Source organism: Streptomyces sp. NPDC001407, from assembly GCF_042895325.1.
GTDB lineage: Bacteria > Actinomycetota > Actinomycetes > Streptomycetales > Streptomycetaceae > Streptomyces.
Map to the genome: position 1 here is coordinate 721599 of NZ_JBIAWF010000001.1, position 20810 is coordinate 742408.

Annotated in this window: 21 protein-coding genes and 1 pseudogene; 11 read left to right on the top strand and 11 right to left on the bottom strand. The window is 72.1% G+C overall.

What is annotated here, in order from left to right:
- Nucleotides 1-15 precede the first annotated feature (15 nt).
- From ACFY1P_RS03405 to ACFY1P_RS03415, 3 genes are all read left to right on the top strand, one after another.
- Nucleotides 16-507 (top strand): MarR family transcriptional regulator, encoded by a 492-nt coding sequence (locus ACFY1P_RS03405; protein ID WP_361523027.1) that lies wholly within the window; start codon nucleotides 16-18, stop codon nucleotides 505-507.
- A 129-nt stretch (nucleotides 508-636) separates the two neighbouring features.
- Nucleotides 637-1101: a sigma factor-like helix-turn-helix DNA-binding protein gene (locus ACFY1P_RS03410; RefSeq protein ID WP_390749524.1), complete on the top strand. Its 465-nt coding sequence runs from the start codon at nucleotides 637-639 to the stop codon at nucleotides 1099-1101.
- Nucleotides 1098-1349, top strand: a complete 252-nt coding sequence (locus ACFY1P_RS03415; protein WP_390749525.1) for a hypothetical protein — start codon at nucleotides 1098-1100, stop codon at nucleotides 1347-1349. Before ACFY1P_RS03410 ends, ACFY1P_RS03415 begins: the two co-directional genes overlap by 4 nt.
- 87 nt (nucleotides 1350-1436) lie before the next feature.
- Here the strand turns inward: ACFY1P_RS03415 and ACFY1P_RS03420 are convergent, their stop codons facing one another.
- Entirely contained in the window at nucleotides 1437-2582 is a 1146-nt protein-coding gene (locus ACFY1P_RS03420; protein ID WP_390749526.1) for a cystathionine gamma-synthase, read from the bottom strand.
- A 154-nt stretch (nucleotides 2583-2736) separates the two neighbouring features.
- Between ACFY1P_RS03420 and ACFY1P_RS03425 the strand changes: the two genes are divergently transcribed.
- The 5 genes and pseudogenes from ACFY1P_RS03425 (at nucleotide 2737) to ACFY1P_RS03445 (ending at nucleotide 6488) form a co-directional block, all read left to right on the top strand.
- On the top strand, nucleotides 2737-3822 hold the full coding sequence (locus ACFY1P_RS03425) for a hypothetical protein (protein WP_361523017.1): 1086 nt from the start codon (nucleotides 2737-2739) through the stop codon (nucleotides 3820-3822).
- Nucleotides 3823-3890: 68 nt separating this feature from the next.
- Nucleotides 3891-4544: a peptide-methionine (S)-S-oxide reductase MsrA gene (msrA, locus tag ACFY1P_RS03430; protein ID WP_361523015.1), complete on the top strand. Its 654-nt coding sequence runs from the start codon at nucleotides 3891-3893 to the stop codon at nucleotides 4542-4544.
- A 75-nt stretch (nucleotides 4545-4619) separates the two neighbouring features.
- Entirely contained in the window at nucleotides 4620-5831 is a 1212-nt protein-coding gene (gene mgt / locus ACFY1P_RS03435; RefSeq protein WP_390749527.1) for a macrolide-inactivating glycosyltransferase, read from the top strand.
- A 3-nt stretch (nucleotides 5832-5834) separates the two neighbouring features.
- A pseudogene (locus ACFY1P_RS03440) lies at nucleotides 5835-5930 on the top strand (peptide-methionine (S)-S-oxide reductase); the annotation flags it as partial.
- Between the two features lie 276 nt (nucleotides 5931-6206).
- A complete protein-coding gene (locus ACFY1P_RS03445) occupies nucleotides 6207-6488 on the top strand; it encodes a hypothetical protein (protein WP_361523009.1) in 282 nt (93 codons plus the stop codon).
- A 56-nt stretch (nucleotides 6489-6544) separates the two neighbouring features.
- Here the strand turns inward: ACFY1P_RS03445 and ACFY1P_RS03450 are convergent, their stop codons facing one another.
- Nucleotides 6545-7321 carry a GntR family transcriptional regulator gene (locus ACFY1P_RS03450; RefSeq protein WP_390749528.1) on the bottom strand — a complete coding sequence of 259 codons (777 nt, stop codon included), beginning with the start codon at nucleotides 7319-7321 and terminating at the stop codon, nucleotides 6545-6547.
- Between the two features lie 235 nt (nucleotides 7322-7556).
- Between ACFY1P_RS03450 and ACFY1P_RS03455 the strand changes: the two genes are divergently transcribed.
- Together ACFY1P_RS03455 and ACFY1P_RS03460 are read left to right on the top strand one after the other, a co-directional pair.
- Entirely contained in the window at nucleotides 7557-8192 is a 636-nt protein-coding gene (locus tag ACFY1P_RS03455) for an ATP-dependent Clp protease proteolytic subunit (RefSeq protein WP_361523004.1), read from the top strand.
- 1 nt (nucleotide 8193) lies between these two features.
- Entirely contained in the window at nucleotides 8194-8796 is a 603-nt protein-coding gene (locus tag ACFY1P_RS03460) for an ATP-dependent Clp protease proteolytic subunit (RefSeq protein WP_361523001.1), read from the top strand.
- A 49-nt stretch (nucleotides 8797-8845) separates the two neighbouring features.
- Here the strand turns inward: ACFY1P_RS03460 and ACFY1P_RS03465 are convergent, their stop codons facing one another.
- The 4 genes from ACFY1P_RS03465 to ACFY1P_RS03480 form a co-directional block, all read right to left on the bottom strand.
- Entirely contained in the window at nucleotides 8846-9247 is a 402-nt protein-coding gene (locus tag ACFY1P_RS03465; RefSeq protein WP_361522998.1) for a helix-turn-helix transcriptional regulator, read from the bottom strand.
- A 790-nt stretch (nucleotides 9248-10037) separates the two neighbouring features.
- Nucleotides 10038-11288, bottom strand: coding sequence for a DUF2786 domain-containing protein (locus ACFY1P_RS03470; RefSeq protein ID WP_390749529.1), 1251 nt, complete (start codon nucleotides 11286-11288; stop codon nucleotides 10038-10040).
- A gap of 87 nt (nucleotides 11289-11375) precedes the next feature.
- A complete protein-coding gene (locus ACFY1P_RS03475; protein WP_390749530.1) occupies nucleotides 11376-12380 on the bottom strand; it encodes a GNAT family N-acetyltransferase in 1005 nt (334 codons plus the stop codon).
- Between the two features lie 142 nt (nucleotides 12381-12522).
- A complete protein-coding gene (locus ACFY1P_RS03480; protein WP_361534266.1) occupies nucleotides 12523-13800 on the bottom strand; it encodes an Ig-like domain-containing protein in 1278 nt (425 codons plus the stop codon).
- A 369-nt stretch (nucleotides 13801-14169) separates the two neighbouring features.
- On the opposite strand from ACFY1P_RS03480, the gene ACFY1P_RS03485 reads away from it, so the two are divergent.
- Nucleotides 14170-14439, top strand: a complete 270-nt coding sequence (locus tag ACFY1P_RS03485) for a hypothetical protein (RefSeq protein WP_390749531.1) — start codon at nucleotides 14170-14172, stop codon at nucleotides 14437-14439.
- A 7-nt stretch (nucleotides 14440-14446) separates the two neighbouring features.
- On the opposite strand, the gene hutH is transcribed toward ACFY1P_RS03485, so the two are convergent.
- The 5 genes from hutH to ACFY1P_RS03510 all read right to left on the bottom strand — a co-directional run bounded on the left by hutH (nucleotide 14447) and on the right by ACFY1P_RS03510 (nucleotide 20743).
- Nucleotides 14447-15991 (bottom strand): histidine ammonia-lyase, encoded by a 1545-nt coding sequence (gene hutH, locus ACFY1P_RS03490; protein WP_390749532.1) that lies wholly within the window; start codon nucleotides 15989-15991, stop codon nucleotides 14447-14449.
- Between the two features lie 73 nt (nucleotides 15992-16064).
- Nucleotides 16065-17150, bottom strand: coding sequence for a diguanylate cyclase domain-containing protein (locus ACFY1P_RS03495; RefSeq protein ID WP_390749549.1), 1086 nt, complete (start codon nucleotides 17148-17150; stop codon nucleotides 16065-16067).
- Nucleotides 17151-17683: 533 nt separating this feature from the next.
- A complete protein-coding gene (locus ACFY1P_RS03500) occupies nucleotides 17684-18502 on the bottom strand; it encodes an enoyl-CoA hydratase-related protein (protein ID WP_361533100.1) in 819 nt (272 codons plus the stop codon).
- Between the two features lie 80 nt (nucleotides 18503-18582).
- Nucleotides 18583-19782 carry an adenylate/guanylate cyclase domain-containing protein gene (locus ACFY1P_RS03505; RefSeq protein WP_361533097.1) on the bottom strand — a complete coding sequence of 400 codons (1200 nt, stop codon included), beginning with the start codon at nucleotides 19780-19782 and terminating at the stop codon, nucleotides 18583-18585.
- Nucleotides 19783-19873: 91 nt separating this feature from the next.
- Complete coding sequence (locus ACFY1P_RS03510; protein ID WP_361533094.1) at nucleotides 19874-20743, bottom strand: biotin--[acetyl-CoA-carboxylase] ligase; 870 nt, start codon at nucleotides 20741-20743, stop codon at nucleotides 19874-19876.
- Nucleotides 20744-20810 lie beyond the last annotated feature (67 nt).

A 20810-nucleotide genomic window follows, 5' to 3' on the forward strand; every position in this document is an offset into this window, starting at 1 on the left:
AGTGAGCCCCAGGCCATGCCCACCCCTTCGGACATGACGACCGACCTCGTCCCAGGCGTCCTCGACGTCCTCCAGCACCAGGTTGCCGTCTTCGCCCGCCGCGCCGAACAGACCCGGCTCGGCGGTGTAGGCCAGGTCCGCAACTCCATGGACCGCGCCGCCTATCTGCTGCTCAACCGCCTCGACCAGGAAGGCCCGATGGGCGTCAAGGCGCTCGCCGCGGGCATGGGCATCGACTCCTCGACCGTCACCCGCCAGGTGGCGCCGCTGGTCGACACCGGCCTCGTCAAGCGCACCTCGCACCCCGAGGACGGCCGCGCCGTCGTCCTCCAGCTCTCCGCGCGCGGCAAGGCCCGCCTCGACGAGGTACGCGCCTCGCGGCGCGAGCTGATGGCCCTCATCACGCAGAGCTGGACCGAGGACGAGCGGAACACCTTCTGCAACCTGCTCACCCGCTTCAACTCCGCGCTCTCCGACGCGCTCCTGCCGGTCGCACCCACCTCTTGACGACCTCTTGACCGGACGCCGCCGGCTGCTCTCTCCTGGTGCGTACGGAGCTGATGCGTACGGACCCGGGACACTCGGACCCGATACGCACGGACCTCGTGCGTACGGACGGGAGCGCGCGGAGGCGCGGTGCGAGAGCGACAGGCGGCCCGGGAACGCCGTCGCGCCCGGGAGTTCGAGGCATTCGTCGGGGGCGCGGGCGGCAGACTGCTGCATACCGCCGTGCTGCTCACCGGGGACACCGGCCTGCCCGGCACGGGCCCGCACGAGGCCGCCGAGCGGCTGCTGACGGCCGCCCTGGCCGACACCTACGCCTGCTGGGACCGGCTGCGCGGCGAGGATCCCTACGAGCACGCCCGGCAGGAACTCGCGGTCCGCTTCGCGCGCTCCGCCCGGCGCTACCGCCACGCCCCCGGCACCCTGGAACGGCTCGCTCCGCGGGAGCGGCTGGTGCTCGTGCTGCGCCTCCACGAAGGCGTCGCCGAGGAACAGGTCGCGGCCTGCCTCGGCCTGCCGACAGAGCGCGTACGCGTGCTGTGCACGCGCGCGGTGGCCGTCCTGCGCAGCCGCCGTACGCCCTCGGGTGTGCCGTGAGCCCGCACGACCGTAAAGAGGACGAGATACGCCGGATGCTGGAACGCCCGCATCCGGCGGTCCCGCCGGACCTCGCCCCGCGGGCGGCCGAGCGGGGCCGCCGCCTGCTGCGCAGACGGCGGTTGCTCCGGGCCGTGGCATGGGGCGCGCTGCTGGTAGCGCTGGTGGCCTTCTGCGTATGGGCGGCGACGGCGCGGCCGTGGGCCTCACCGCCGGCGGACGTGGCGCCGCCGCTGAGCGGCTGGTAGCCGTCCTCCGAGGCTCTCCGGCCCTTCGGAAGGACACCGCCGGGCCGCGGTGGTGCGGACGGCACCACCGCGGCCGGGAACCCGCCGTCAGCCGAGCGCCTGCGACAGGTCCGCCAGCAGGTCGTCCGCCGACTCGATGCCGACCGACAGGCGCACCAGGTCGGCCGGGACCTCCAGCGGGGAACCGGCCGTGGACGCGTGCGTCATCCGGCCCGGGTGCTCGATGAGCGACTCCACGCCGCCCAGGGACTCACCGAGGGTGAACAGCTGGGCGCGGTTGCAGACCTCGACCGCGGCCGCCTCGCCGCCCGCGACGCGGAAGGACACCATGCCGCCGAAGGCGCGCATCTGCTTGGCCGCGACCTCGTGCAGCGCGTGCTCCGGCAGACCCGGGTAGAAGACCTGGGTCACCTTCGGGTGGGACACCAGCATCTCGGCCACGCGCTCGGCGTTGGCGCTGTGCCGGTCCATGCGGACGGCGAGCGTCTTGATGCCGCGCAGCGTCAGCCAGGAGTCGAAGGGGCCGGCGACGGCACCCATCGCGTTCTGGTGGTACGCCAGCTCGTCGGCCAGCGCGGTGTCCGCCGTGATGAGCGCGCCGCCGACGACGTCGGAGTGGCCGCCCATGTACTTCGTGGTGGAGTGGACGACGACATCGGCGCCCAGCGACAGCGGCTGCTGGAGGTAGGGGCTGGCGAAGGTGTTGTCGACGACCAGCTTCGCGCCCGCCTCGTGGGCGACGCCCGCGACGGCCGCGATGTCGGTGATGCCGAGCAGCGGGTTGGACGGCGTCTCGACCCAGACGGCCTTCGTGCGCGGCGTGATCGCGGCCCGCACCGCCGCCGGGTCCGAGGTGTTGGCCACCGACCACTCGACGCCCCAGCGGCTGACGACCTTCGCGAAGAGACGGAACGTACCGCCGTAGGCGTCGTCGGGGATGACGACGTGGTCACCGGGCGACAGCAGCGTACGCAGCAGGCAGTCCTCGGCCGCCAGGCCCGACGCGAAGGCGAGACCGCGGCGGCCGCCCTCCAGCGCCGCCAGGTTCTCCTCCAGCGCGGTGCGCGTGGGGTTGGCGCTCCGGCTGTACTCGTAGCCGTTCCGCAGGCCGCCGACGCCGTCCTGCTTGTAGGTGGAGACTTGGTAGATGGGCGGGACCACGGCCCCGGTCAGCGGATCCGCCTCCTGACCTGCGTGGATGGCGAGGGTTTCAAAAGAGTGCTGGTCGCTCATTGCACCGAGGGTAGTACCCCGTTCACGTGAACACTCCTGTCATTTGTAACCGGAGGATGAACGATCCGCGGGGTTGCGGCGTTGTCACTCATAGGGCCGCTGTCCTCGCCCTCGTCCCCTCTCCCGTTTCTGCCCCGTTCTGTCAGGAAAGCCCATGGAGTATCTGTTCATCCTGTTCGCCGTCGTCGTGATCTGCGGCGTCCTGGTCGCCCCCGCGCTCCGCCGCAGGCGCGCCGGGCAGGACGTGCTCCAGGGGCACGAGGCGGCCGTCGACCCCGCCGGGGCGTACGGCTTCGTCCCCGCAGAGCAGCTGGACGTACGGCTGCCGGGGCCCGACCCGCAGCTGCTCGCGGCCGTCGAGGAGGCGCGCCGCACGCAGGACTGGAAGCCCGCCGCGGAGCTGCTGGCCCGCACGGACGCCACCAGCGAGCCCGAGCTGCGCTGGCAGCGCGTGCAGACCCTGGCGGGGGCCGCCGCCCAGGAGCTTGCCGAGACGCCCGGCACCGGCGGGATCTGGCTGCGGCACTGGCGCGTCGTGGCGCCGAAGGACGCGGGCGGCGCGGCGGTGCAGGCGGAGTTCCTCGTCCAGCAGGCGATGCGCGACCCGTCCTCACAGGACTTCCGGATGATCCTGGAGGAGGCCCGCACGGTGTGCGGGGACGCCGCCCTGCTGGCTCCGGGCGACCCCGTGCCGTACATCGTGCAGCTGGGTGTCGCGCGGGGGCTCGGCGCGAGCGAAGCGGAATTCCAGTCCCTCTGGGAGACGGTCGTCAGCCGCGCGCCACATCACATGGGGGCGCATCTGGCCGCCCTGCGCTACTGGAGCGCGAAGTGGCACGGCTCGCGCGAGCAGGCCGAGACCTTCGCCCGGCGTGCCGCCGCGTCGGCCCCTGCGGGCAGCCTGCTGCCGGCCCTCCCGCTCTTCGCCGTCCACGACCACCTGCCGGACATGCTCTCCCGCGAGGCGTTCCGCGGTGCCGTGGTCTCCGAGGCGGTCGAGGGCGCCCTGTTCGCGGTGGCGGACGCGCCCGCCGATCACCCCGTGCTCCCGCACGTGCGCCATCTGCTGGCGTGGTTCCTGGTCCGCACGGAGCGGTACGGGGAGGCGATGGAGCAGCTGCGCGCGGTCGACGGGCACATCGGGGCGGTCCCGTGGTCGTACGAGGCGGACCCGGTCGCGGCGTACGCGACCTACCGGGCGCTCGCGGTCGCCGGCTGGGAGCGGTCCGGCCGGAGCTGAGTGCGGCGGGAATCGGCCTCCCCTCTCGTACGTTGTAGGGAGGACGCCACCTCCCTGGAGCCGCCGCCATGCTGTTCTCGCGCCACGAAACCCGCCTGCCGACCCCGGAAGAGGCCCTCAAGGGCCGCCCGGAACCGGAATTCGCGCTCCCCGAGCGCCACACGGTCCTGGGCAATCCGCTCGCCGGCCCCTACCCCGAGGGCCTGGTCGTGGCCGACTTCGCCCTGGGCTGCTTCTGGGGCGCGGAGCGCAAGTTCTGGCAGACGCCGGGCGTGTGGACGACGCTGGTCGGCTATCAGGGCGGCCACACGCCGAACCCGGCGTACGAGGAGGTGTGCAGCGGCCTCACCGGCCACACGGAGGCCGTGCGCGTCGTCTTCGACCCGTCCGCCGTCTCCTACGAGTCCCTCCTGAAGCTCTTCTGGGAGTCCCACGACCCCACCCAGGGCTTCCGCCAGGGCAACGACAGGGGCACGCAGTACCGCTCGGCGATCTACACCCACTCCCCCGCGCAGCAGTCGGCGGCGGAATCCTCCCGCACCGCCTACCAATCGGTGCTCCAGCGCTCGGGCTACGGCACGATCACCACGGAAATCCTCCCGGCGGGGCCGTTTTACGCGGCAGAGCCTTATCACCAGCAGTACTTGGACAAGAACCCCACGGGCTACTGCGGCATCGGCGGGACGGGCGTTTCCTGCCCGGTGGGGGTAGCTCCGGCCTGAGGCGACTGACGCCTCACGAAGCAGCAACCTGAAAAAGAATTGAACGAGACGCTTCGTCTCGCTTAGCGTGAGGGCATGACGAACCCAAAGCACGGTGGGCGCGCCCATATCGCCATGTTCTCCATTGCCGCCTACGGGCATGTGAACCCGAGCCTCGAAGTGATCCGGGAGCTCGTCGCCCGACGCCACCGCGTGACGTACGCAATTCCACCCCGCCTACAGGAGGAGATTGCCGAGACCGGCGCCGAGCCGGTCCCGTACCGCACGACACTGCCGTCACCTGACAGCGACCCGTCGGCGTGGGGGACCACGCTCCTCGACAACGTCGAGCCGTTCCTGGACGACGCGATCCAGGCACTGCCGCAACTCATCGAGGCGTATCAAGGGGACGAACCGGACCTGGTGCTGCACGACATCACCTCGTATCCCGCGCGTGTCCTCGCTCACCGCTGGGGCGTGCCCGCGATCTCCCTCTCGCCGAACCTCGTCGCGTGGGAAGGGTACGAGGAGGAGGTTGCCGAGCCGATGTGGGCGGAAGCCAGGGCGACCGAGCGCGGCAGGGCGTACTACGAGAAGTTCACCAACTGGCTTGCGGAGAACGGGATCACGCAGCACCCCGACCCGTTCGTCGGTCGCCCCGACCGGTCGATCGTGCTCATCCCCAAGGCGCTGCAGCCGCACGCCGACCGGGTCGACGAGAGCGTCCACTCCTTTGTCGGCGCCTGCCAGGGCGACCGCACGACGCAGGGCGAATGGGAGCGGCCCACGGACGCCGAGCGTGTACTGCTCGTCTCGCTCGGCTCGTCCTTCACCAAGCAGCCCGGTTTCTACCGCGAGTGCATCAAGGCGTTCGGTGACCTGCCGGACTGGCACGTCGTGCTCCAGGTGGGCAAGCACGTCACCGCCGACGAGCTCGGGGAGATCCCCGGGAACGTCGAAGTGCACCAGTGGGTACCGCAGTTGGCGATCCTGAAGCAGGCCGACGCCTTCATCACGCACGCCGGCGCAGGAGGCAGCCAGGAGGGCCTGGCCACCGCCACGCCCATGGTGGCCGTCCCGCAGGCCGTCGACCAGTTCGGCAATGCGGACGTGCTCCAGGAGCTCGGCGTGGCCCGCCACGTACCTATGGACCAGGCGGACGCCGCCACGCTCCGTGCGGCGGTGCTCGCGCTCGTCGCCGACCCGGAGGTGGGACGCCGCCTCACGGCCATCCAGCGGGAGATGGCCACCGAGGGCGGCACCCTGCGAGCGGCCGACCTCATCGAGGCCGAACTGCCCGCTGGGTAGGGGCACCGGCAGTACCTGGACAAGAACCCCACGGGCTACTGCGGCATCGGCGGGACGGGTGTGAGCTGCCCGATCGGCGTCGCGAAGGCGGACGGCTGACGCTGCGGCAGTTCGGGCCGAGTGCCCCGTCCGAGGGCGGTCGGGGTGACTCGTGCTTGATCGTGTTACGAGCTCTTGGCATGGGTGCCCTTCTCATTCTCAGGCTGCTGGCGCGCCGCCGAACTCGCTCCGGTGGCGACGGCGGGTGCGAGGGTCATACTGAAGCTAGGCTGATCTGGAGCATCCACGACTAGGGCGATAGTTGGTCAGTGAGACCGGAAAACTGAGCGGCGCAAGTCGCGGTGCTGGGCCCCAAAGCTGGACTGGAGGTGCGTGATGGCCTTGTTTATCCGCACGCGTCGGATGGAACTTGCCGAGACCTTCGGCGATGTCGAGCAACTTAAAAACAACGTCCACATCGTGCTGGACAACCTCGGGTTCCAGAATGTCGTAAGCAACGACGAGGTTGCGGGCGACCTCCCCGGCATCCGCCTGTCGGTCGTGCATCTTCCGATCGCGGACCGGAGTTTCTACCAACAGGTCATCGCCGCGGGTGACAGCATTGATGACACGCTGGCGAAGGTAAATGAGGTTGTGGATCAGATTGGCAGATTGTAGTTCTGTGATCTGCTCCCGGGAGTCTCTGCCCGGCGGAGCGAAACCCCCCGGTGACCTTAGCGGCGGGTCCTGCCCGTGGCTGGGGTCTTCTCGGCGTTGATGCGGTAGGTGAGCTGGGCGCGGTCGGCGCTGACGCGGAGTTCTTCTAGGAGGAGTGGGCGGTCGTCGTTGCCGTGGGTGGTGCGGGCGGCGTGCAGGACCGCGGTGGCGTCGGCGAGTTGGAGGGTGGTGCGTTCGTCGGGCTTGGGGATGCGGGCGCCGACGGTCTCCGACCACCACAGCTTGTGTCCGGCCTCGGCCAGCATCGCGTAGAGCTCCGTCGGCGCGCTGTCGGGCGCCTTGCCCAGCCCCGTGTCCTCAGCCGTGGCGAACGGGATCAGTACCCGCTGCATCAGCCGTGTGCCCGTGGTGGGGTCGGCCAGGAGCCAGTCGCAGGAGAACAGTTCCTCTCCCTCGTCCAGGCCCAGTTGGCGGCCGGTGATGGCGCTGGTGGTGGTGCGGTGGACGGCGGGTTCCTCGACCGGCTCCCACACCTCGCCCCCGAGCACGCTGAACGTACGGCCCTTGCCGGCCACGCCCCGGCAGAGGGTGTTCACCGGTGCCGGTAGCGCACGGACGAACGAGCCCTTGCCGTGGATGACCTCGATCAGGCCCTCCGACCTGAGTGCGGCGATCGCGTTGCGGACGGTGGGACGGGAGACCCCGTACCGGTCCATGAGCTGGGTTTCCGAGGGGACGGGCGCGCCCGGCGGGATCTCGCCTGCGGTGATGGCGTTGCGGATCTCGGCGGCGACCTGCTGGTACAGGGCGCCGGGTCGCTGGATCTCTCCCACTGTCGAACTCCCTTGATATGAAGGCCCAGTTGGGCCATGCATCACTCGTCAGCATAAGTGGAAGGAGGGTGATGACCAAGGCGGCCAACTCCCCACGCAGTCCATGTCTGCGCACTCCCACCGCTCTGCCCTCGGCAGATCTGCCCGTGGCAGAGAAGGCTGTTGCCGGGGTGGGGGCGAGGTGAGAGTGGAGGGGCGCGATGACGGGAGTCGCGCTCTTCACAGGGAGGCACCCATGTCCATGCTCACCACCGCTCCCCGGGGGGCCGAGGGGGATGCGCCTTCGTCGCGGTTCGACGATCATCTCTCCGCCCAACTCCTCGCGCAGCGCATCGTCTTCCTCGGCACCCAGGTGGACGAGGTCTCCGCGAACCGCGTCTGCGCGCAGTTGCTCCTGCTCTCCGCGGAGGACCCGCGAGCCGACATCGGCCTGTACATCAACAGCCCCGGCGGATCCGTGTCAGCCGGGCTCGCGATCTACGACACGATGCGGCTGATCCCCAACGACGTCTCCACGCTGGCCATGGGCTTCGCCGCGAGCATGGGCCAGTTCCTGCTCACCGTGGGCACGCCGGGCAAGCGCTACGCCCTGCCGAACGCGCGGATCATGATGCACCAGCCGTCCGCCGGCATCGGCGGGACCACCGCCGACATCGCGATCCAGGCGGAGAACCTGGAGTTCACGAAGAAGGCCATCGAGCGGATCACCGCGGAGCACACCGGACAGAGCGAGGAGACGATCTCCCGCGACGGCGACCGGGACCGCTGGTTCACGGCCGAACAGGCCAAGGAATACGGCATGGTGGACCGCGTCGTCGAGTCGCTCGACGACGTCCGCCCGGCCGCCTCGCGCCGACGGATGGGGATCTGAGATGAGCCAGTACACGATCCCGACCGTCGTCGAGCGCACGTCGGCGGGCGAGCGGGCGTACGACATCTACAGCCGGCTGCTGTCCGAGCGGATCATCTTCCTCGGGACGGAGATAGACGACGGCGTCGCGAACGTCGTCATCGCCCAGCTGCTGCACCTCGAATCGTCGAGCCCGGACGCCGAGATCGGCATCTACCTCAACTCCCCCGGTGGCTCGTTCACTTCACTCATGGCGATCTACGACACGATGACGTTCGTCAGCTCGCCGATCTCCACCTTCTGCGTCGGCCAGGCGGCCTCGACCGCGGCGGTGCTGCTCGCCGGGGGCGACCCGGGGCGGCGGTTCATCCTGGAGCACTCCCGGGTCCTGCTGGGACAGCCCGCGAGCGGCGGCAGCCAGGGCACGGTCTCCGACCTCGCCCTCCAGGCCAAGGAGATGCTGCGGGTGCGCTCCCAGGTCGAGGAGGTCCTGTCCCGGCACACGCACCACGACGTGGCGACCCTGCGCGCGGACATGGACCGCGACAAGATCTTCACGGCGCACGAGGCGGTGGCGTACGGGCTGGCCGACCAGGTGCTCAGCCGCCGCACACCGGCCGCCTGACCCGCCACGAGCTCCGGCGGCCGTCGTTCAACGGGGGTACGGCCGCCGGTCACGCCGCGAGACGCACCTCGCCCTGCCAGTGCGCCGTCGGGGCGGCGGTACGACGCTGGGTCCGCGCGGTCAAAGAGGTCACCGTGGAGGCGCGTCCGGCCGACGCGGCGCGGGCGAGCTCGCCCTGCACCAGACCGAGGAGATCGGCCAGGCCGAGGCCGAGCGCGTGGGCAGCGGCCGCGAGCATCTCGGACGACGCTTCCTTGCGGCCGCGTTCGAGCTCGGAGAGGTACGGCATCGAGATCCGGGCGGCCTCTGCGACGTCCTTCAGCGTGCGTTCCTGTGCGAGGCGTTCGCGGCGCAGGACGTCTCCGACGATGTGTCGCCAGAGGGGCTCCTTGGGGTCCTCCTTGGGGCGCAGCGGGACGATTCGGGGGTGGCGGTCCGGGGCGTGGGTCACTTCTTCAGGGTAGAAGGGGCGTGGCTTGGGGAGGGGCCAACTGGGTTCTGCCGGGGGCGAAATCGGCGTGCGGCTTGGCGCTTGCGGTGTTTTCCCCACCCGCCCTCCCCGAACTGGGGCACGCGCCCCAGCCCCCCCCCGCCTACGGGCCAGTTGGCGCCTGCGGCGGGCTTTTCCCCTACCCCGCCCCTTCCCGGCTGCGTCTCATTTGCGGCTCCGCCGCGTGGGGGCGCTGCCCCAGATCCCTGGCTGCGGGTGGGTGGGCGCCTGCGGCGCTTTGTTCCCCTACCCCGCCCCTTCCCGAAACTGGGGGCGAGCCCCCAGACCCCCGCAACACGCTTCGGGCGTTGACCTCAAATGCCGGACGGGCTGGAAAGAACGGCGTACCCCGAAACTGGGGCGCTGCCCCAGACCCCGACCTGCACGCCCGTCACCTCCCCCAGCTACCTCCCCCAGACTCCGTCCGGGGGTGCCCCCAGAGGTGCCCCCAACGGGCTGAAAGAAAAGAAGGGCGCGCCCCGGCTGCAATGAGCGCCCCGGACGGGCGAAAAGAAAAGCACGGTGCACCCCACAACCCGCACTTGCCCTCCGGCGGGAGGGGGTGGGGTCGGAGGGTGGGGTTCTGGAACGCGGTGCGTGTATCAGGGCACTGAATACGCGTAAGGGTTCCCGCACCGCGTTCCAGGTTCCCAGCCCGGAGGCCCCACCCCCGGCACCCACCACAACCCAGCCCGGCCGGCGATTGAGGCCACCCCACCCCCGCCACAATCAACCCGCACCCAAAAACGCCTCACCCCAACAAAGCCCCATCCGCCGCCTCCTCCCCCCGCGCCCACCCCTCCGCATCGCGTCCCCTCAGCCGATGCGCCGACGTCGTCGGGAACAGCCTCTCCGCCGTCTCACCGACCGCCACCTCCCGAGCCGCGAGCACAGGAAGGACCGAGGTCTCCGTGGCCTCCTCCGTGCGGGCGGCCAGGGTCAGGCGGTCGCGGATGCGGGCCGCGTAGGCGATGAGGAAGGACTGGCGGAAATCGCGCGTGCGGCGGGAGCGGCCGCGGGCGTGGTGGGCGTCGCCGGCGCGGGCCATCGCCGTGGTGGCCTGGACCAGCAGCGAGGTGTACATCAGCTCCACCAGCTCCAGGTCCGCCTCGAAGCCGACGACGGTCGAGAAGTCGTAGTCGCTGGACCACACCGACCGGCAGTGGTTGGCGGCGGCCACGGCGTCGAGGAGGAGCGCCTTCGCGGATTCGTACGGACCCTCGACACCGATGCGGCAGGCGGCGGGGCCGTCAGGGCCGTCAGGGCCCACGGACGCGGCGAGGAGGGCCTCGTCCATGGAGTGCCGGGCCATGAGCTGCTGGGCCTTCGCCGACAGGGCCTCGGCCTCCTCGGCGAACTCCGTCGACTCCGCCTTCGCCAGCAGCGCCCGGATCCGGGCGAGCATGCGCGGTGGGGCCGCGGGAGCACCCGCGGGCCGGTGTCCGGCGCCGGGCAGCGGGCCGGCCGCCCCGATCCGGGGCAGGCCACCGGCCAGCCGCAGCGCACCGAGCGCACAGGCGACCGTCTCGAAGCGGCCGATCCGCTCACGCGCCGCGAAGCCGTCGAGGAAGGCGTCGTCGGTCTCCCACCAGACCCGCGCGTCGAGGTCCCGCAGCTGTGCCGCCCAGCGCGCGCCGAGCGTGTCGGGGGCGTAGCGCCGGGCCTCCGCCGCGACGGCGTCCACGGTGAAGCGCACCTCCGCGGCGGTCAGCTCCCGCCGGGCGAGCCGGACCACGTCGGCGGGCTGCCAGCCGTCTTCCCAGGCCCGGCGCAGGGTGCGGGCGGCGGCGCGCAGCAGGGCGCGGCCGACGGCGGCGGGACCGGCCGGGGATGCGGCCAGGGCCGAGGCGGCGGCGTAGACGGCGTCGTCGAGGGCGTCCTCGCTCAGCCCGCGCAGCCCGGCCAGCGCGGTCTCGACGCCCGCGAGCAGCTCGTCGTCACCGGGCGGCTGCTGGGGGCTGCCGCCGGGCCGCCCCTGCTGCCGGTCGCTTCGCTTGGCCACGGGTCTCACTTCCGGGGGACGGCGGGGAAAGGACGCGTCAACGTCCGTACGTCCCATTCTCCCGGAAAGGAGGACCGCGGCCGGACGTCACCCGGACGGGAGCCGCGCCTGGAACAGCGAGACCGACCGCTCGGGCCGGTAGCCGAGCAGCTTGTTGACGGCGCGCATCGGGCCGTTGTCGTCGGCGACGGTCGTGGCGATCTCGCGTACGGGCAGCCGCTGTTCCCGGAGCACGCCAAGGAGGCGCCGCTTCACGGCGAGGCCGAGGCCGCGTCCGCGGTGGGCGGGGGCGACGCCGGTCGCGAACTGCACGGCCCGTACGTCGCCCGGGGAGCGCTGGACGACCTCCGTGTAGGCGGCGTGGCTGCCGTCCGGGGCGAGCACGACGGCGGTGATCAGCAGCCCGCCGCGCTCGGTGGCGGCCCGCTGCGCGTGGGTGACGCGCTCGGCGGTCGCGCGGGGCGGGCTCAGTTCCAGGTCACCGTGCGGGGCGTCCCGCATCGCCTGGTGGACGGCCGCGAGCCGCTCGGCGTGCTCGGCGGGGACGACGCCCGTCCAGTCGGCGAAGCGGTAGCCGTCGGGGAGGCTCGGCTCGGTCGTCTCGTCGGCCACGCGCTGGACGTACCAGACCATCGGCAGCGCGCTGTCGAAGCCGCGCGCCTTGGCGAACTGTTCGCCCGGACCGCCGATTTCGACCGAGACGGTCACCGAGGTGCGGCCCTCGTCGGCGACGGCCTTCCGCAGTTCGCGCCAGAGCAGGGTGCCGATGCCGCGGCCCCGCTGGTCGGGGCGGACGGCGAAGTCGCCTATGAAGGCGGTCGTACGGTTCTCCTGGTCGTCGAAGAGCCGCACCCAGGCGACTCCCGCGTACGCGGGTGTGCCCGCGGCGCCGGGGAGCGGCACGGCGATCTTGACGTAGTGGCTCAGCATGGCCGGCACCTGGAGGTGACCGGCGATCTCGGCGCGGCCGGGCGGGGGCACGGTGGGGGGCATGTCGTGCAGGTGGGCGGCGGTGATCACGTCGTACCACGCGTCGGCCTCGACGGCGGTGGGGCACGGATCCAGGCGCACCACGCTCAGTTCATCGCTCATCCCGCGGACGGTACGTCGCGGGGTGCGCCCTGTCGCCCGGATTTCCGCGGCCCCGGGAACGGCGGCGGCCCCGGAAACAACAGCGGCCCTCCGGGCGGAGAGTTCCGCCGGGAGGGCCGCCGCAGGAGCGTACGGATCAGGGTCAGGCGCCCGTCGCGCTGCCCGCGACCCAGGCGTTCCAGTCCATGTTCCAGCCGTTGAGGCCGTTGTCCGGGGCGATGGTCTTGTCGTTGGAGCCCTTGACCTCGACCACGTCGCCGATCTGCGAGTTGTTGAAGAACCAGGCACCCGACGTGGACGGGTCGTCCGCGCCCTGCTTGTCCTCCAGGCCCACGCAGCCGTGGCTGGTGTTGGCGACGCCGAAGATGCCGCTGCCCCAGTAGTTGCCGTGGATGAACGTGCCCGACGTGGACAGGCGCATCGCGTGCGGCACGTCCTTGATGTCGTACTCGCCCTTGCCGTCGGACTTGCTGAAGCCGACGGTGGAGCCGTCCATCCGGGTCTCCTTGAACTTCTCGGAGATCACCATCTTGCCGTTGTACGTGGGGTTCTCGGGGCTGCCGGCCGAGATCGGGATGGTCTTGAGGGTCTTGCCGTCCCGGACGACCGTCATCTGGTGGGTCTTCGCGTCGACCGTGGAGACCTGGGAGTGACCGATCTTGAAGGAGACCGTCTTCTTCTGCACGCCCTTGATGCCCGGGGCACCCTCGACGCCGTCGAGGTCGAGCTTCAGGGTGACGTCGGAGTTGGCCTTCCAGTAGTCCTGCGGGCGGAAGTCGATGCGCTGGTCGCCGAACCAGTGACCGACGACCTTCTGGCCGCTGCTGGAGTTGACCGTGATGCCCGACTGGACGGCCTTGCGGTCCTTGATCGGCTTGTCGAAGTTGATCGACACCGGCATGCCGACACCGACGGTGGAACCGTCCTCCGGCGTGAAGGAGCCGATGAAGCTGTTGGTGGGCGAGACGGTGGCGAAGGAGGAGTTCTCCGTGGCCTTGCGGCCGTCGGAGTCCTTGGCCTCGACGACCACCTTGTACTTGGTGGACCGCTCGAGCTGCTTGGCGGGCTGCCACGACTTCTTGTCCGGCGATATCGTGCCCTCGACCGGAGTGCCCTTGTCGTCGGTCATCTTGACGCTGGTCAGCTCGCCGTCACTGACGGTGACCTTGGCGGCATCGGCGGTGATTCCGGCGTTGGTCGAGCCGTCCTTCTGCGCGATCTTGATCTGCGCCTTGGAGGCTTCCTTGGCGGCGGCGGCGTCGACCTTGTTCTGCGCCTTGCCGTTGTTGCCGCCGGAACCGTTCTTGCCGTCGTCGTCCCCGCCGCCACAGGCGGCGAGGGTCAGCACACCACCGAGCACAGCGGCCGCGGCCACCAGGGCCTTGCGGCGCTTGCCGTCCGTCATCACACGCTTCTCCATTGCTCCTGGACCCCGAAACCCCGAGCCGAATCGTGGGGCAACACGCATACCGGCTACTGCTTGAGGAACGTCTTTACCGATTCGCCCGTTCCACCCCTCGGGGAAGTGTGGGGAAGACCACGCCAGTAAAGCGCCTCGGAGGGCCGACATGGTAGCCGGGGTCTCGGTATGACCGTGTTGTCCATGATGCGGGTGAGACGGCGCACCGGACCAGGGTCAAGGGCCCCTTGACATTCGGGCGCGGCGTCCGGCACCGCTCTCGCGTCCCGGCTTCCCCCGGGCCCGTTCGTATCACTAACATCGGGTCAGTTGAGGCGGTGCGGCGCTGCCGCTCCCTCAACCTCCGGCACTTCGAGGGGGATTCGTTCCGTGACCGCACGCCGCCCGCTGCTGACCGCCGTCGCCGCCGGTTCGCTCCTGTGCGCGGTGTGGTTCATGCCGAGCGCGCACGCGACGCCGGAGCCGTCCGCGGCCGACGCCGCACGTCAGGAGCCCGGAACCGCCGCTGCGCAGACCTCCCTGGCCGACACGGGCAGCGTGGACACCACGCCGTACGTCTTCGGGGGCGTGGCCTTCGTCGCGGCGGGCGGCGCACTGGTCACCGCCGCTGTGCGCAGATCGCGCACAGCGGCTCGCTGACCTCCGCTCAGGCCAGCCGTCCGGTCACGGGCTCGACCGTCTCCAGCAGCTTCCCGGAGCGGACGAACGCCTCGGCCGACGCCAGGTCAGGGGCGAGGAAACGGTCCTCCCCGGGACCCTCGACCCCGGCCTCGCGGACGGCCTTCAGCACCGCCCGGCTGGCCGGCGCGGCCGACAGGCCCGTACGCAGTTCGATCGCGCGGGTCGCGGCGACCAGCTCGACCGCGATGACACGGGTGAGGGCGTCAACAGCCGTACGCAGCTTGCGCGCCGCGGACCACCCCATCGATACATGGTCCTCCTGCATCGCGGACGACGGGATCGAGTCCACGGAGGCGGGCACCGCCAGGCGCTTCATCTCGCTCACCAGGGCGGCCTGGGTGTACTGCGCGATCATCAGACCGGAGTCGACGCCCGGGTCACCGGCCAGGAACGGCGGCAGGCCGTGCGAGCGGTTCTTGTCCAGCAGCCGGTCCGTGCGGCGCTCGGCGATCGACGCGAGGTCGGCGGCGGCGATGGCGAGGAAGTCCAGGACGTACGCGACCGGGGCGCCGTGGAAGTTGCCGTTGGACTCGACCCGGCCGTCGGGCAGGACGACGGGGTTGTCGACGGCGGCGGCGAGCTCGCGGTCGGCGACCAGCCGGGCGTGCGCGAGGGTGTCCCGGCCGGCGCCCGCGACCTGCGGGGCGCAGCGGATGGAGTAGGCGTCCTGGACCCGCGGCGCGTCGTCCTGGTGGTGCCCGGTCAGCCCCGAACCGGCCAGCACGCGCAGCATGTTGTCCGCGCTCGCGCCCTGGCCCGGGTGCGGGCGGATGGTGTGCAGCTCGGGCGCGAGGACCTTCTCCGAGCCCAGCAGCGCCTCCAGCGAGAGGGCTGCGGTGACGTCGGCCGAGGTGATCAGCCGGGCGAGGTCCGCGCAGGCCATGACCAGCATGCCGAGCATGCCGTCGGTGCCGTTGAGGAGCGCGAGGCCCTCCTTCTCCCGCAGTTCGACGGGCGCGATGCCGTGCTCGGCGAGCAGCTCGCCGGCCGGGCGCAGCACGCCGTCCGGGCCCTCGGCCTGGCCCTCTCCCATGAGGGTGAGCGCGCAGTGGGAGAGCGGCGCGAGGTCGCCGGAGCAGCCGAGGGAGCCGTATTCGTGCACGACCGGGGTGATGCCGGCGTTGAGGATCGCGGCCATCGTCTCGACGACGAGGGGCCGTACGCCCGTGCGGCCGGAGGCGAGCGTCTTCAGCCGCAGGAACATCAGCGCGCGGACCACCTCGCGCTCCACGCGCGGGCCCATGCCGGCGGCGTGCGAGCGCACGATGTTGCGCTGGAGCTGGGCGCGCAGGTCGGGGCTGATGTGGCGGACGGCGAGGGCACCGAAGCCGGTGGAGACGCCGTAGACGGGGTCGGGCTTGGCGGCGAGGTCGTCGATGACCTGCCGGGAGGCGGCGACGGCCGCCAGCGCCTCCTCGGACACGACGACGCGCGCGCCGTCACGTGCCACGGCGATCACGTCTTCCGCGGTCGTCCCGGCCGTCCCCACCACCACAGTGTGCATATCCATATTCAGGCACCCTAGAGACTGAATCGCCACCTGTCACTAGGCGTCTTGCGGACGGGTGCGCGGGGCACGGCCGCTACCGCCGTCCACGGAAGCGACGCCGCTCGGCGTGCGGGGCCGCGGGCGGGTGGTCCGCGAGCTCCACCACGGGATCCGCGGGCCCGTCGCGGCCGGCGACCACCGGCTTCACGGCGAGCGCCGCCTTCGCGCGGTACTGAGCGGCGTCCGCCAGCCGGAACAGCCGCCGGGCCGTACGCACCGGCCCGATCGGGTCCCCCGTCGAGGCGACCCCGCACGCGACGCCCTCGCCGAGCTCCAAACCGGCCGCCCGGCGGCACAGTTCGTCGGCGACGCGCACCACCTCGTCGGCCGACGGGCCGACCGTCAGCAGGCAGAACTCGTCACCGCCCAGCCGCGCCGCCAGCGTGCCCGGCAGCATCGCCCCGCACAGGGACAGCACCGAGGCGAACCGTTCCAGCAGCCGGTCGCCCACCGCGTGGCCCAGGGTGTCGTTGACCCGCTTGAGGCCGTTGAGGTCGCACACCACGAGGCTGACGACGACGTCCTCCGCGAGGTGCCGCTCCACGGCCTCGTCGAGGCGGGCGTCGACGGCGCGGCGGTTGCCGAGGCCGGTGAGGGGGTCGGTGAAGGCGAGGCGGCGGACCTCCTCCAGCCGTTCGGTCTGGGCGATCCCGGCCGCCGCGACGGCGGCGAGCACGGTCGCGAAGTCCGCGTCCGTACGGTCGAAGGCGGGCGCGCCCGGCGGGCGCGCCACATACAGCTCGCCCCAGGCCCGGCCGTGCAGCACGATCGGGGCGACGACACAGCAGCCGCGCCCGCGCCGGCGCAGCGCGGCCACGCGCTCCCAGCCGGTGCCTTCCGGCTCGTCCACGCACTCCACCCACGCGCGGGGCCCCGGGCCGCCGCCGGCCCACTCCTCGTGCAGGAACTCCGCGATCTCGGGAAAGTCGTGCACCGGATAGGACTCGTCCTCCGGAAAGCGCTCCTCGCCCTCCGCCAGCTCGCCCGCGTTCACCAGCACGCGCAGCCGTCCGTGTCCGCGCTCCCACGCCGAGATGGCCGCGAAGGTGCCGCCCAGCGCGCTCCGGGCCCGCTCAGCGGCGGCGGCGACGGATTCCAGGGGTGCCTGAGCCGCCGCCATCGCCTGCGCGAGCTCCACGACGGCGCGCAGCCGGATGTCGCACTCCCCGCTTTCTGCCACCACCTCGAACGCCTCACATTCTTTCGCTGCGCGCGGGCTTCTGCACCCAGCGTATGAATGTTGCGCGGCTTCCGCTTCGCGGTGGTGAGCGGGGGTTTTCTCCCCCGGCCTCGCCCCTTCCCGGCTGCGTCTGATGTGCGGCTCCGCCGCGTGGGGGCTACGCCTGCGGCGCTTTGATCCCCAATCCCGCCCCTTCCCGAAACTGGGGCTCGTGCCCCAGACCCCCGGCTGCGGGTCCGTCTGCCGCCTGCGGCGGAGAGCACCCTGCTGGGGTCCCCCCGGACGAAGTCTGGGGGAGCGTCCTCAAACGCCGGACGGGCTGGATGTGCTGGCTACGGTCCGCACATTTCAGCCCGTCCGGCGTTTGAGGACAGCGCGCGAAGCGTGCTTCGGGGTCTGGGGCAGCGCCCCAGTTTCGGGAAGGGGCGGGGCTGGGGGAAGAAAGCCCGCCGCAGGCGCGGCGCACGCCCCCCTCAAACCCCCGGCCACTCCGGCGCCCGCTTCTCGTTGAAAGCCGCCACCCCCTCCACCCGGTCCCCCGAGAAAGCGACGGCGCGCCAAGCCGCGTCCTCCACCTCCAGACCCGTCCGCAGGTCAAGGCCATGCCCCAGCCGCAGCGCCCGCTTCGCGGCGCGCAGCCCCACGGGGGAGTTGGCTGCCATGCGGCCGGCCAGGGCGAGCGCCTCGGTGCGGTCCTCGCCCTCGGGGACGAGCTGGTCCACCAGGCCCAGCTCACGCGCCTCGGCCGCCGGCACCCGCCGCGCGGTGAAGATCAGTTCGGCCGCGCGCGCGGCGCCGACGCGGCGGGGCAGCAGCTGGGTGCCACCGCCGCCCGGGATCACCCCGACCGACACCTCGGGCAGGCCCACCACGGCCGTGCTGTCGGCGACGATCACATCGCAGGAGAGGGCGAGTTCGAAGCCGCCGCCCAGCGCGAAACCGTGCACCGCAGCGATGGTCGGCACCGGCAGTTCCAGCACGCCGGTGTACGCGGCGCGGGCGTGCGGGCGCTGCCGCGCGAGGTCGGCCTCGGTGAAGGAGTTGCGCTCCTTGAGGTCGGCCCCGACGCAGAACGCCCGCTCGTGCGTGGACGTGAGCACGACGACCCGTACGGAGGTGTCGGCGGCGAGGGCCGCGGTGGCCTCCGCGATGCGGCGGCCCATCTCGGTGGAGACGGCGTTCATGGCTTTCGGACGGTCCAGCACGAGCTCGGCGACGTGCCCGTGCCGCTGGATCCGGATCCATTCGCCGAAGCGCTGCTCACTCGTGCCGACGTCCATGCGGGCCTCCATGCGGACCTCCTGTTAACGACCGTGAACCTGTCGCAAGGATCTTCGCCCGCCGGGGAGATGTCCAGAGCGGCCGCGGGCCGTCAGTCGCCGCCCCTGCGGGTGAGCAGCCAGGGCTCGACCACGCCCAGACCTCGCACCGGCCGCTGCCACATCGGCTGGAGGGCGAAGCGGTAGAGCTCGTCCGCCTCCGGCCCCACCTCCGCCTCCGACTTCGGGGCGTCGCCGCTGCGGGCCAGTTCCTCGGCGAACGCGCTGTCGACCAGGACGGCGTCCTTCGGCGCTATCGACGTCAGCCGGGACGCGAGGTTCACGGTGGTGCCGAAGACGTCGCCCATGCGGGTCGTGACCGTGCCGAAGGCGATGCCGACGCGGAGTTCGGGCATCGTCTCGTCGTGGGTCATGGTCTCGATCAGCCGCAGGCCGATCTCGGCGGCGGTGCCTGCGTCGTCGGCCGCGTAGAGCACCTCGTCGCCCAGAGTCTTGATGAGCCGGCCGCCGTGCGCGGCCACCAGGTCGGCGGCGGTCGTCTCGAACGCCTCGACCAGCTCGCCCAGCTCCTCCTCCTCCAGACGGCGCGTCAGGCGGGTGAAGCCCACGAGGTCGGCGAAGCCCACGGCGAGCCGCCGGTCGACCATCTCCGCGTCGTCCTGGGCCTGGACGACGCGGCCGGTGGCGGCGGCGAGCTGGCGCCGCCAGACGTAGATGAGGAACTCCTCCAGCTCCGGCAGCAGCAGCTCGACCAGCGGATAGGTGATCTCCGTCCGCGTCATGCCCGGTTCCTGAGGCTCGGTCAGGCCCTCCAGGAAGGAGTCGATCTGCCAGTCGGCGAGCCGGGCCGTGGTCTGGCCGGTGGAGCGGGCGACCTGCACGGCCATCGGCTCGCTGAGCAGCCCGGCCTCGACCAGGCCCGCGAGGCGGCGCAGCGCGAGGACGTCCGCCTCGGTCAGCGCGCGGGCCTGGCCGATGTCGGCGAAGCCCATGGCGCGCCAGAAGCGGGCGGCGAGGTCCATGGAGACCCCGGCCGCGCGCGCGGCCTGGAAGGGGGTGTAGCGGCGCTCGGCGCCGAGGATCAGTGCCTCCAGGCGCAGGGCGATGGGGTCGCCGCCCTCCTCGCCGTACTCCTCGACGCCCTTGGCGGCCGCGCGGCCGGCGCTCTCCGCGCCGCCGTTCGCGCCGGACCCGCCGCCCTCGCCCTCGGCTCTCCCGGCGTTCCCGTGCCCGGCGCCGTCGTCACCCGTGGCCTCGGCGGCACGGGAGGTTCCCCCACCGTCGGCGGTCACCGCCCGCCCCCTGTCAGTTCCGTGCGCACTGCCCTGCCGATCACTGCTCGCTTAGGTTCCGGGCACAACGATACGACAGGTGTGCCGTAGCTCACTCTTCCGACGGCGCGGGCCGCAGGTGAACGATGTCGCCCGCGCCCACCGGCTGCTGCACGCCGTCGCCCGTCGCCAGCACCAGCCGGCCGTCCCCGTCCACGGCCACAGCTTCCCCGACGAGCTCGCGGCCGCCGGGCAGTTCGGCCCGTACGGTGCGGCCGAGCGTGGCGCAGCCCGCCGCGTACGCCTCCTGGAGACGGCACGCGCCGGGGTCGCCTCCGGCGCGCCGCCACTCGCCGTACCACTCCTCCAGGGAGCGGAGCACGGACCGCAGCAGCGGGTCGCGGTCCACGGACCGGGCGCCGGCCAGGGCGAGGGAACCGGCTGTGGGGACGGGCAGTTCCGCCGCGCGCAGGGACACGTTCAGGCCGATGCCCACGACCACGCTGTCGCCGGCGCGCTCGGCGAGGATCCCGCCGGCCTTGCGCTCGGCACCGTCGACCGTCACCAGCAGGTCGTTGGGCCACTTCAGGGCCGTGTCGACGCCGGCGGACCGGGAGAGCGCGGTGGCCGTCGCCACCCCGGCGAGCAGCGGCAGCCAGCCCCAGCGCGCCACGGGCACGCCCGGTCCGGGCGTGAGGAGGACGGAGAAGAACAGGCCGGAGCGCGGCGGCGCCGACCAGGTCCGGTCCAGCCGCCCGCGCCCGGCGGACTGTTCCTCGGCGACCAGCACCGCGCCTTCCTCCGCCGTGCCGGACGTGGCGGCCGCGACCAGGTCGGAGTTGGTCGACCCGGTGCGGGGCACCACGTCCACGGAGGTCCACAGCCCGTCGGGCCGCAGCAGTCCGCGCCGGAGCGCGGTGGTGTTGAGGGGCGGCCGGTCCAGGTCGGACCAGCGGTTGCCGGAGGCGTCGGAGGGCGTCATGAGGGCCACCTTAGGAGGCGGGCGACGGGGTACGGGTGTGGCCAACGACGCAGTGCCGTAGCGCATC

What these genes read in the sequence shown, in the direction of transcription:
- mgt (WP_390749527.1), top strand. Translation starts at nt 4,620, where the DNA reads ATGACGAACCCAAAGCACGGTGGGCGCGCCCATATCGCCATGTTCTCC.
- ACFY1P_RS03445 (WP_361523009.1), top strand. Translation starts at nt 6,207, where the DNA reads ATGGCCTTGTTTATCCGCACGCGTCGGATGGAACTTGCCGAGACCTTC.
- ACFY1P_RS03420 (WP_390749526.1), bottom strand. Translation starts at nt 2,582, where the DNA reads ATGAGCGACCAGCACTCTTTTGAAACCCTCGCCATCCACGCAGGTCAG.
- ACFY1P_RS03495 (WP_390749549.1), bottom strand. Translation starts at nt 17,150, where the DNA reads ATGGCGGCGGCTCAGGCACCCCTGGAATCCGTCGCCGCCGCCGCTGAG.
- ACFY1P_RS03425 (WP_361523017.1), top strand. Translation starts at nt 2,737, where the DNA reads ATGGAGTATCTGTTCATCCTGTTCGCCGTCGTCGTGATCTGCGGCGTC.
- ACFY1P_RS03460 (WP_361523001.1), top strand. Translation starts at nt 8,194, where the DNA reads ATGAGCCAGTACACGATCCCGACCGTCGTCGAGCGCACGTCGGCGGGC.
- msrA (WP_361523015.1), top strand. Translation starts at nt 3,891, where the DNA reads ATGCTGTTCTCGCGCCACGAAACCCGCCTGCCGACCCCGGAAGAGGCC.
- ACFY1P_RS03475 (WP_390749530.1), bottom strand. Translation starts at nt 12,380, where the DNA reads ATGAGCGATGAACTGAGCGTGGTGCGCCTGGATCCGTGCCCCACCGCC.
- ACFY1P_RS03510 (WP_361533094.1), bottom strand. Translation starts at nt 20,743, where the DNA reads ATGACGCCCTCCGACGCCTCCGGCAACCGCTGGTCCGACCTGGACCGG.
- hutH (WP_390749532.1), bottom strand. Translation starts at nt 15,991, where the DNA reads ATGGATATGCACACTGTGGTGGTGGGGACGGCCGGGACGACCGCGGAA.
- ACFY1P_RS03405 (WP_361523027.1), top strand. Translation starts at nt 16, where the DNA reads ATGCCCACCCCTTCGGACATGACGACCGACCTCGTCCCAGGCGTCCTC.
- ACFY1P_RS03480 (WP_361534266.1), bottom strand. Translation starts at nt 13,800, where the DNA reads ATGGAGAAGCGTGTGATGACGGACGGCAAGCGCCGCAAGGCCCTGGTG.
- ACFY1P_RS03500 (WP_361533100.1), bottom strand. Translation starts at nt 18,502, where the DNA reads ATGGAGGCCCGCATGGACGTCGGCACGAGTGAGCAGCGCTTCGGCGAA.
- ACFY1P_RS03455 (WP_361523004.1), top strand. Translation starts at nt 7,557, where the DNA reads ATGTCCATGCTCACCACCGCTCCCCGGGGGGCCGAGGGGGATGCGCCT.